Below are 10,493 nucleotides of genomic sequence, written 5' to 3'. Positions count from 1 at the left end.
TTTTCTTTCTTCTATATTTTTATCTATTATCTTTTAGTTAACTGCTATTCTTTCATAAGAAGTAACTTTTTTGCTTCCTATTAAAACTATTATTATCAACAACGAAGCTCCTACAATGTAAGGCAAATTCATGCTAAATCCATACAATACACCACCTGTAATAGGTCCCAATATTCTTCCTAAGCTTCCAAAGGACTGCATGAATCCAAGAGATACTCCTTGCCCTTTTGCTGCATTCTTAGTAGCCAAACTGTTGCTAGTAGGCCCCATCAAGGAATTACCAGCCATAAAAACAGAAGTTGCAAGGAACATAAAAAGTTTATTGTTTGAAAGTATAATCATTAAAAATCCAATGCCACACATCCATGCTCCAGTCTTCATTAATCTAGCATCTCCGAATCTTTTTACTAAACGACCAATTAAACCACCTTGAACTATTACTCCTACTATTCCTAATAATGCAAAGATAGTTCCCATTTGTTGAGGTCCAAAGCCAATTTTATTAGCTACTAATAAAGCAAAGGTACTTTCAAAGATTGCCATAGCAAAATTCATTATAAAAGCAAATACAAACAATATAAATAAAGGATTCTTGATTACATTTAGACTTAATTTCTCTCTCTCAGCTTTTTTATGAGAGTTTGTTTCCTTCAAGGTCTCCGGTAAAAACTTCCAAGCAAATGGGAAAATTAAGAAAGCTAAAATCCCTGAAACAAAGAATGGGAGGGAAAAGCTATAATGTCCTAACCATCCACCTATAGCTGGACCAAATACCATGCCTAGTCCCATGGAAGCACCGACCATACCCATGTTTTTTGAACGTTCGTCCCCTTCAGTTATATCAGCTAAATATGCCATTGCTGTTGGTAAGGTTGCAGAAGATACCATACCTGATAAAGCCCTTACTAATATCAGTATCCATAGGTGTTTAGCTAACCCGAAAAGTATGAAAGTTGCTCCATAACCACTTAAACCTATTAACAAAACTGGTCTTCTCCCAATTTTGTCTGACAGCCTTCCCCAAAAAGGTGCAAAGAAGAACTGCATCACTGAATAAGCAGACATAAAAATTCCTAGTGCAGCAGAACCGCCACCCATACTATTAACGTAAAAAGGTATAATAGGAATAATTATTCCGAATCCTACCATAACTAGAAAAAGAGTTATAAACAATATTATCTTTGACTTACCATAGTCTTTTTTCATATCAATCCCTCCAATATTTCAGTATTTTGATCTAGTAATAAAATCAATTTTTTATCATTAATCACTCTGGGAATCTTCACTTGATTTATTGAAGCTCCCTTTTTTAAAAGTTCTTTTCTAACATTTTCAAAGGTTCCACATTTTACAACCTGTAATTTCAAAGACGCAATTCTATTAGCCTCTAGACCTGCTAAATATCGTGGATTAGCTTCACCTAATGCTTTTTCTAAAATAACCCTATTTTTTTCAATATCATTTATCAATGCTTCAGGATTATTCACTTCCACATAAAATTTATAGTATCCCACAGTAGAACTTAAATCTTGAATAACAGTATAGTCTACAAGTTCAGTTCCCCACTTCTTTACAGCTGTCATTACAGCATGTTGTACTGCTGCTTCTTGTGTTTTTTCCGCAGCAATATTAAGCAGTTGACCTTTTCTATATAAAAATTCAATAACAGGACTTTCATTATAATAATTTACAACTTTAATTACATCTCCAAGTCGATATCGATAAAAACCAGAATAGTTAGTTATTATCACCTCATAGCTTTCTCCCATTTTCAGCTCGTCCAGATTTAAAGCTATTGGGTTTTCTGAATCTTGTTCACTTAAAGGTATAAATTCAAAATAGACGCTTCCAGGAACAACTACATAAGTTGTATCATTTGGTTTAACTGCCATTCCAATAGGAGCCTCTGTTGCTCCATACACTGATGAAAAAACAGGTAATTCACCAATAAAGTATCTAAGTTTATTAATGTAGATACTAAAACTTCCCCCTGCTACGCAACTTGCATAGTGCATATTTGGCCATATCCTTCTGCAAATCCCCGCCATGCCATTAGCAAACTCTTTCTTAAGCTCTTCTGCTCTTTTTGGATTAGGCTTTATTTTCTTCTCAAGTGTAATTTTAATTTTAGGATCAAGCCTCAACTGTTCACTAATAGTTCCCTCTGCTATATCTTTTATTAATTCTCTCCAATTTTCTTCCATAGCACCAAACACTTGAACTATATTTGATGGAAAAGGAGATGCAATATATGATAGATTTTTTTCCTTTAATGCAAAGAGTAAGTGTAAATAATTTGCAATCTGCTGCTCAGGAATTTCAAGCACTTCAATTGGCGAAGTCCAAATATAAGGCAATATACCCTTCATTGCTTTAATTCCTTCTGAGGTACCAGCTCCAGCTGGAATTCCTCCTTCTGTTACTATTGACGGCTTTACCATATTCATCAAAAACATTCCTCTACCGCCTTTTTTCGCTGCTGGAATAGAATTATGCAATAACCCCTGATTTAAAAAGTTCATGTAGCCATTATTTATTTTTCTAGATCTCGCAGTGACTGGAATATACTTTTGTTTACCTGTTGTACCTGAACTCAATCCAAAGTATTCTACCTCTTCACAAGTTAGTATATTTGATTCGCCCTTTGCAATTCTTTCAATAAAGTTTTCATAGTCGCTATAACTTGTTATTGGTACATTTCCCTTATAATCCTTAAGGTCTTTTATATCTTTAAAATTGTGCAAACGACCATATTCACTTTCTGTGTTCATTTCTAAAATTTCCATCAAGACGCTTTTGTTCACTTCAGCAGCTTTTTTTGTATCTCTGTTAAAGTTTTTATAATATCTATTAGCAATTAAGGAAAATGAAAAATTTAGTGCTGATTGAATAATATCCATTTTTCATCAAAACCTCCATATTATCATATGATCTATTCATATAAATGAACAATGTTCATTTACTTTCAAAAAAAATTTATGCTCAATAAAACATATTTTTAATGAACTATGTTCATATTATACTTCATACAAAATTGCTTGTCAATATTTATGAGTTTTATTTGCAGTTCTAAAACAAAAAAGCTTATCTCAAGCTACTCCAATTATATATGAGTGATCTGAGATAAAGTAAAACTTACTTCAGGTTGGGTTTTAGTTTACAACCCTGGGCGATTCCGCCCGTTAAATGCCATTTAGCCATTTAACCCCATCTGAAGTTTAGTTGAACGAATCCATGGACGTAGCCGCTCTTTACTCCCACCTTGGAGAAAAGTAGAGAACCAAAATCTACGATTTTGTGTGAATCACTTTCACAGAGTGTGATGGGAGTATTAGAGCGGGTAGTCATCGGATAAATTTTATATATCTAGCTATTGTAAACTAATAACACATCTTGCTTAAAATGCTAAGGATAAATTTCCTACTATAATCTAGATTTCTTAGCTATACCTTCATACAAATATTTAAGATATTCCGTTTCTACTCCTTCTTTCTCCAGCATCTCGATTCTAATCTTTGCCTTATTTAAAGCTTCCTTTGATTCATCAAAGTCCTTTTGTTTTACACAAGTACTTGCATATTCTAGCAAATAATCAACTCTTAATACTATTTCTGCCAAGTCTTCTCTACCATCATTAACTAGATTTACTAATAAAGAATATATCTTAGGAGAAGTTTTTGCCTTAGCATTATTTAATAACTCATTATTTCTAGCACTTTTTTTCGCCACTTTATAACACCTCTTTATACTGTCTTAATTAGACTCTGAAATCAATTTATCCTTCTCATTAAGAATGGGTATATTGAATAGTTGAGCCGTTAAAAGCACACCTAGAAAGAATAATCCCCCGGCCAACATATACATTGCTACTAAGGAAAATTGAATCTTTAACCAACCTGCCAAACTCATCGTTATTACCATAGCTCCCATGAAAAGCGGATTTAACACTCCATTTACTCTTCCCACAAATTCTTCTTCTGTAAGTTGAAGAATTAATGTATTTATACCAATTTGAATACAAGGCATAAACAATCCATTCAAGAATTGAAATGCAAGAGTAATTGCCCAATTTGTAGATAATCCAACCCCTACAATTGAGATTGCGTTAGCAAGCATTCCAATGGCAAGCAGTTTTTGAGGGCTTATCTTTTTCGAAAGACCGAGAAGCACACCACCACCTATAAGCATAGCCGCACCATTTGCTGCAAGCAACCATTGTAGGTTTTCCTTTGGTAATCCCAATCTTTCCATAATAATAAAAATTCCAAGAGGTTGAATAATACCAACTGCTAAACCAGCTATAGCAAAAACGCCACCAAGTATAGTAAGTACTTTTCTTTCCCAAACATAACGGAAGCCATCACTTAGCTCCTGCCAAAAATTTGCCTGCAACTCCTTATTTTCTTCTTTTTCGTCTGTTGGAAGAAATGTCAATACTGCAGCTGATAACAGAAATGCTACTCCCATTACCCCAATTGCAATATTAATACCAAATCTTTGATATACCAATGTGCCCATCATTGGTCCTATAATCATAAAAATTGCCATTAGTGTTTGAAACATAGCCATACCCATCTGGAGTTTTTCAATAGGAACATGAATTTTAAATAACTTCATTGCAGAAGGCTGAGAAAATTGTGAAAGTATAGATGAAATAAAAGTTACGAAAAATACAGCTTGCCAAGTACTAAAAATTATTGTAAATAATACTATTAATACAGAAATAGCACTTAATAAATCACACCATACCATTGTGCGTTTAGGACGCCAACGATCTGCATAGGTTCCACCTATAAAAGAAAAAATGAAAATTGGTGCAAATTCTGCAACAGAAATCATTGAAACAGCAAAAGGATTATTATGTGTTTTTTCCATTACAAACAAAAGTATTGCAAAATTACGAACCCATATTCCTATTTGCAATAAAATACCTGAAATCATAATAACTTGAACAAAACGATTGCGAAAGATACCCGTCGTATCGGGTGTATTACTTTTCACGCTACCACTCCTTTAACTTAATACAATATATAGTTCTAAATATAAAAAATAAATTTTTACTTATTTTATGGTATATCAAATTATAATAGTAAGCTCTGTACCATCACTACTGTGCACATCTACTAGTTTTAATCCCTTATATTCTTTTAAGATATCTAAACTTTCTATAAGCTTTTTAAAATCGATACAATCAATATATTGAATGGTGTCTTGTGGAATATTCTTTCTTACAATTGAAGTATTTACAAGCCTGCATCCTAATTTTGCAATCCCTATAGGTATAGGAAAGAATAGCCTAATACCTCCATTTATTCTTATATATAACCTCATCATACAATTTCTCCTACAAAAATATTAACCTTTTATAGCCTAGATAACTATTTATGATGTCTATTCTATAACAATTTCTACGATATCTCCCTGCGCACTTTTAACATCTACTAATCTACCTTCAATGTTTGAATTTACAGAATCAAGAATTATCTGTATGATATCTTGAATATCTATATCTAATCCTTCTATTTCTTTTATTGGTGGAAGCTTACTTATAGCCCCTCCTACTGCCTGAACTAATCTAACAGGAATAGTTACATTTACTGAATCATTGTCTTTTGAAAGTACTTTTATCTTAATCATTTTGTCATTTCTTTTAACCATTAGCTCTTCCTTGTTATTTCCCAATACTGCTATAAGTTCTGCTGCTTTTTCTGAACTTATTTTGCCTTCTTCTACCATCTTTAATATTCTTACTACTTCTTCTTTCATTTTAAATTTCCTCCTATATATTTATATTATTCTTCTTTCATCATTTTAATCGCTTCTTCAGGAGTTATATCTCCTTTTTCAAGCATATCTATTATTGTCTTACTTCCTATTGATGGTTTTTTGATTACTGTATAGCCTAGAGCCGATACTACATCATCTAACTTAGCTCTTACAGTGGGATACGAAATACCTAGTTCTTTTTCTACATCCTTTATGTTGCCTCTGCATTTTACAAATACCTCAATAAATTTTATATGTTCATCATCTAAATACTCTAGTTTGGAAAGTTCAAATTCATTTTCAATCACTGTAGAACACTTTTGGCATTTCAATTTTATTACATTTAATTTAGAGTTGCATACAGGACACTTGCTTATTAATTTATATGCCATTTTCTCCACCTCTTTCATTTAATTTCATTATAACATCTTTATTAATTATTTCAATATAAAAATTAATAAAATTAATAAAATTAATTTCATTATTAATTTTATTAATTTCTCATTCAACAAAAATCAAATCTTCCTTGGTAAATTAATTTTAATGAATGTTTTTATTTATTTTATCCGATGACTACCTGCTCTAATACTCCCTGTTCTCAAACAGGGAGTAAAGAGCAGCTATGTCCCTGGATTCGTTCAACTAAGAATCAGGTGGGGTTAAAACCCCATCTGATTCAAGTTTCACTTTATATGTAAGCCAAGTAGGAGCTGAATAAAATAATTATTCAGCTCCTACTTGATTTATAAAATATATCTAAGAATCCCTTTATCATTGATACCAATATTTTATAGATTTCTTAACCATAAAGTTGACTTATTCCTTCATTGTTTATTTCTTTTAACTATCTCAGTTATTGCAAAAGTAGCTACATCATCAGCGTATTTTCCAGGACCAAACCCTGCATCATAACCCAGTTCTTTTGCAAGTTCATGGGTTATTCTTGGTCCTCCACATATTAAAATCACCTTATCTCTTAAACCCTCTGCTTCTAAAAGTTCTACAAGCTCTGTTAAGTTTTGTATATGGATATTCTTTTGAGTAACTGTTTGAGACACTAAAAGTACATCCGCTTTAAATTCTATTGCCTTTTTAATAAACTCTTCATTTGGAACTTGACTGCCCAAATTATGAGCTTCTATCATTTCATATCTCTCTAATCCATAATGTCCAGCAAAGCCCTTCATATTCATAATAGCGTCTATTCCAACTGTATGAGCATCAGTGCCTGTACTTGCCCCTACAACAACGACCTTACGTTTTATATTGTCTTTAATATATTCATTTACTTCACTCATATCCATAGTATGAACATCAACGGTTTGAACCTGAATTGAAGTATAATCAACAGTATGCGTTAAGCTACCATATACTACGCAAAATGTAAATCCCTTGTCTAGAGCACAATGATACGCTACTGAAGGATCTTCTAGCCCCATCTTCTTAGCTAGTATCTTAGCTGCTTCCACTGCCTTATCTCCATCTTCTACCGGAAGGGTAAGGCTAACTTGAACCTTACCATCATTCATTGTATCTCCGTATGGTTTTAGCTTTGTTAAATCTAAATCTTTATCAAATTCCTTTTTATTAGTTGAATATAATCCCCCACCCATTAACATCTACCTCCTTACATTATCTATACTGTACCTGCACGCTGGTTATCTGTTTTATCTTTTAACATCATATCTATAAATGGATTGAAATAATCTTTTCCTTTTTCAACTACTCCATCCAATCCTTTTCCTCCATCTATTGGTCTTTTAACCCCTGCAAACACTCCTCTTTCAAGGGTCTTGAATAATCCTATAGATTCTATCTCTTGTAGAAGTTCACAGGCTTTGTTTAATACTTCTGATGCCCTTTTTTCCATTATGCCGCCTTTTTTAAAACTTATTTCTTCACCTAAATCCTCCATAGTATTAAAAATATATCTAGCATTTTCTATAGATAGTGCTCTATCAGACATAAATGGAGTATGAATAGCTTCTGTAAGCATTCCAAGTAGATGAAGTTTTTGCGAGGTTAATACGGTAATCATATTAAATAATGCATCTTGAACATGACCTTTAAATATGTTTCCTGTCATGAACTTAGTAGGAGGCATATATTTTAGTGGAGCTTTCGGGAATATTTCTCTAACCATTTGAGCCTGAGCTAGCTCATATACAAATCCATTCTTTAATTCAGGGTTAATTTCAAATGCATGTCCTAGTCCCATCTGTTCTTCTGGAAGTCCTGCAAAAAGAGCAAATTGTTCATTAATAAATTGAGAAGCAAGTACTGTATGAGCTTCCTCAACTGCATCTGAAGTAGTTAAGTAGTTATCCTCTCCAGTGTTTATAATTACTCCTGCAAAGCCATTAATTATCCTTGAAAAATATTGATCTACAATAGTTCTTTTCATATTTATATCTCTAAATAATATTCCATAAAGAGCATCATTAAGCATAACATCTAATCTTTCTAAAGCTCCCATAGCTGCAATTTCAGGCATACAAAGCCCTGAACAATAGTTACAAAGTCTTATATATCTTCCTAGTTCTTCTCCAACTTCATCTAGAGCTTTTCTCATAAGTTTAAAGTTCTCTTGAGTAGCAAAAGTTCCCCCAAAGCCTTCTGTTGTTGCACCATAAGGTACATAATCTAGTAAGCTTTGCCCTGTTGTTCTTATTACTGCAATAATATCTGCTCCTTGTTTTGCAGCAGCTTCAGCTTGAACTATATCTTCATATATATTTCCTGTTGCAACAATTACATAAAGATATGGCCCTTTTTTATCTCCAAACTTCTGAAGATATTCTTCTCTTTTATCTCTATTTTTTCTTATTCTTTCAACTGTTTCTTTTGCAATGCTATTAACAGCCATCTTTATTTCGAATAAATCTTTCATTTGAAGCTTAGTTAAATCTAGTTCTCTTTTTCCCACTTTTTCTGCTATCTCCTGTGGAGTTAGATTTGTATTGACTATTGCATTTCCTATAAACAAAGCCGCTCCCATTGAAAGCCCATTTCCCTTTTCTATGTTATCAACTACCACGTTAGGAAGAGGGACTCCATACTCATCTACTCCGTCAATTCCAAGAAGTCTACATATAGTTCTTTCTACAGATACAGTGGTATTTTTGTTAATGAATTCTTGAGTATATATTGCTATATTTTTAGCCGCTTCTCTGCTCTTATCCACTATAGTCCAGTCTAAATTTAATTTACTTTCCATAGCTTTTTCCCCTTCTTTCCCTCTGATATATCATTTAATTTTGTAATCATCGTTATAATATTTTTTTGCTATATTTATAACCTCGTCTTCCAATCCAAGCAGTACACATATATTTAAAGCATCCTTTGGAACTCCGCTTTCTTTTGATACCCTCTCCAAGCGATATTCCATATGATCTTGCATTATTTCTACTGAATATCTTTTATTTAAATCAATCTTGTATTTTAAAGAATTAAAGTCTATATTTTTAAGCCCTATTACTTGGTAGTGCTCCATATCATCGTCAGCTATTCCATCATAATGAGTTGAAATAAGACTTACAGAATCAAAATTTCTTAAATATTTGGATACAGACTTAACTAAATAATAACCTTCCTTGGGATTTGTTCCCCTAGCAAATTCATCTAAGGCAATAAATCCTTTTTTCTTTTTTGCATCCTCAATAACTTCTTTAAGCTTAAGTATTTCTGCTCCAAAGGTACTAAGTCCCTTAGATACTGACTGCATATCATCTGATATAAAATGTATAAAGTCCAATGTTGGCACTACTGCATGCTTTGCAAATACAAAAAATCCACACTGAGCAAGTAGAAGATTTAAAACTATAGTTTTTAAAGCAACGCTTTTTCCTCCCATATTTGCTCCAGTTACAATAGTAATACCTCTAGTAAGCTGTATATTTAAGGCTGTGAAGTTTTTTCCTTTATTCTCTAAAATCTCAGCAATCATAGGGTTAAATACATCTTCAAAAATAATCTCCATCTTGTCTGAAATCTCAGGCTTTACGCCTTTATATCTTAAAGTTGACTTTGCCTTTGCTAATAAAAAATCAAACTTACCAATACTTTCAATGTTCTCTTTTAATATATGACAATACTCCTTTATTTTCTTAGTTAACTTTGTTCTTATAACTAATTCTTCTTCCTCTTCTTCTAATACTGTATTTAATCGCTCTTCTTTAAGAGCTTTAAGCCTCAGCTCATCTTTTTCTATTATTATTTTTCCTTCAAGTCTTTCTTTCTTTGCTCTAATTTTCTTCAACTTTTCAGAATAGCTATTATATATATAAAAGGTAGGAATTCTTTTACCTTCTGGATCTAATATATTAACTAGATTTTCAAGGGGGTGAAATCTAAAATCTACAATATTTAAGTTTAGACTTTCAAAAGCTAATAAAAACTCATTCATCAATAACCCGAAGCACTTTATCTCATATAACTCTATATCATCTAAATTACCTAAGTTCTCGCATCTTTTTATAGAGCTTCTAATATCTTTAATCTTATAAAATATTCTTTCTATATCATTATAAATTGCTTTATTAACCTTTAAGTTTTCACACATAATCTCTAGAATGTTTAGTTCATTACACAACTTGTGAATTTCGTCTCTTTTAAAAGGCCTTATATTCTTCTTTTCTTGAACTCCATATGGCGTTATAACCTCTAGCTTATCTAATATAAATGAAAAACCTATTTGTTCCCTTTGCTCATTATCCAAAAACTTAATA

Annotated in this window: 10 protein-coding genes; all 10 read right to left on the bottom strand. The window is 32.3% G+C overall.

The window, feature by feature from the left end; genetic code table 11:
• Positions 1–33: 33 nt before the first annotated feature.
• The 10 genes from I6U51_RS18940 to kamC all read right to left on the bottom strand — a co-directional run bounded on the left by I6U51_RS18940 (position 34) and on the right by kamC (position 10,483).
• Positions 34–1,206, bottom strand: a complete 1,173-nt coding sequence (locus I6U51_RS18940) for an MFS transporter (protein ID WP_211144130.1) — start codon at positions 1,204–1,206, stop codon at positions 34–36.
• Positions 1,203–2,900, bottom strand: a complete 1,698-nt coding sequence (locus I6U51_RS18935; RefSeq protein ID WP_211144129.1) for a GH3 auxin-responsive promoter family protein — start codon at positions 2,898–2,900, stop codon at positions 1,203–1,205. The genes I6U51_RS18940 and I6U51_RS18935 overlap by 4 nt, the downstream gene beginning before the upstream one ends.
• 523 nt (positions 2,901–3,423) lie before the next feature.
• Positions 3,424–3,729, bottom strand: a complete 306-nt coding sequence (locus I6U51_RS18930; RefSeq protein ID WP_211144128.1) for a hypothetical protein — start codon at positions 3,727–3,729, stop codon at positions 3,424–3,426.
• Positions 3,730–3,753: 24 nt separating this feature from the next.
• Entirely contained in the window at positions 3,754–5,001 is a 1,248-nt protein-coding gene (locus I6U51_RS18925) for an MFS transporter (RefSeq protein ID WP_343069730.1), read from the bottom strand.
• 75 nt (positions 5,002–5,076) lie between these two features.
• Positions 5,077–5,334 (bottom strand): hypothetical protein, encoded by a 258-nt coding sequence (locus I6U51_RS18920; protein ID WP_211144127.1) that lies wholly within the window; start codon positions 5,332–5,334, stop codon positions 5,077–5,079.
• Positions 5,335–5,391: 57 nt separating this feature from the next.
• Entirely contained in the window at positions 5,392–5,766 is a 375-nt protein-coding gene (locus I6U51_RS18915) for an SHOCT-like domain-containing protein (protein WP_211144126.1), read from the bottom strand.
• 26 nt (positions 5,767–5,792) lie between these two features.
• Positions 5,793–6,158 (bottom strand): DUF2089 domain-containing protein, encoded by a 366-nt coding sequence (locus tag I6U51_RS18910; protein ID WP_211144125.1) that lies wholly within the window; start codon positions 6,156–6,158, stop codon positions 5,793–5,795.
• 432 nt (positions 6,159–6,590) lie between these two features.
• Positions 6,591–7,379, bottom strand: coding sequence for a lysine 5,6-aminomutase subunit beta (kamE, locus tag I6U51_RS18905; protein ID WP_211144124.1), 789 nt, complete (start codon positions 7,377–7,379; stop codon positions 6,591–6,593).
• A 23-nt stretch (positions 7,380–7,402) separates the two neighbouring features.
• A complete protein-coding gene (gene kamD, locus I6U51_RS18900; RefSeq protein WP_211144123.1) occupies positions 7,403–8,983 on the bottom strand; it encodes a lysine 5,6-aminomutase subunit alpha in 1,581 nt (526 codons plus the stop codon).
• A gap of 30 nt (positions 8,984–9,013) precedes the next feature.
• Positions 9,014–10,483 carry a lysine 5,6-aminomutase reactivase ATPase KamC gene (gene kamC / locus I6U51_RS18895; RefSeq protein ID WP_246517501.1) on the bottom strand — a complete coding sequence of 490 codons (1,470 nt, stop codon included), beginning with the start codon at positions 10,481–10,483 and terminating at the stop codon, positions 9,014–9,016.
• Positions 10,484–10,493 lie beyond the last annotated feature (10 nt).

This window comes from Clostridium aciditolerans (genome assembly GCF_016316925.1).
In the GTDB taxonomy this organism is placed as follows: Bacteria; Bacillota; Clostridia; order Clostridiales; family Clostridiaceae; genus Clostridium_AM; species Clostridium_AM aciditolerans.
The sequence above is the reverse complement of the archived record's forward strand: the minus strand, read 5'-3'. Positions and strand labels throughout refer to the sequence as shown.

Excerpts from the sequence above, each read along its gene's own strand:
- I6U51_RS18940 (WP_211144130.1), bottom strand. The coding sequence starts at position 1,206 with ATGAAAAAAGACTATGGTAAGTCAAAGATAATATTGTTTATAACTCTT.
- I6U51_RS18935 (WP_211144129.1), bottom strand. The coding sequence starts at position 2,900 with ATGGATATTATTCAATCAGCACTAAATTTTTCATTTTCCTTAATTGCT.
- I6U51_RS18920 (WP_211144127.1), bottom strand. The coding sequence starts at position 5,334 with ATGATGAGGTTATATATAAGAATAAATGGAGGTATTAGGCTATTCTTT.
- I6U51_RS18915 (WP_211144126.1), bottom strand. The coding sequence starts at position 5,766 with ATGAAAGAAGAAGTAGTAAGAATATTAAAGATGGTAGAAGAAGGCAAA.
- I6U51_RS18910 (WP_211144125.1), bottom strand. The coding sequence starts at position 6,158 with ATGGCATATAAATTAATAAGCAAGTGTCCTGTATGCAACTCTAAATTA.
- kamE (WP_211144124.1), bottom strand. The coding sequence starts at position 7,379 with ATGGGTGGGGGATTATATTCAACTAATAAAAAGGAATTTGATAAAGAT.
- kamD (WP_211144123.1), bottom strand. The coding sequence starts at position 8,983 with ATGGAAAGTAAATTAAATTTAGACTGGACTATAGTGGATAAGAGCAGA.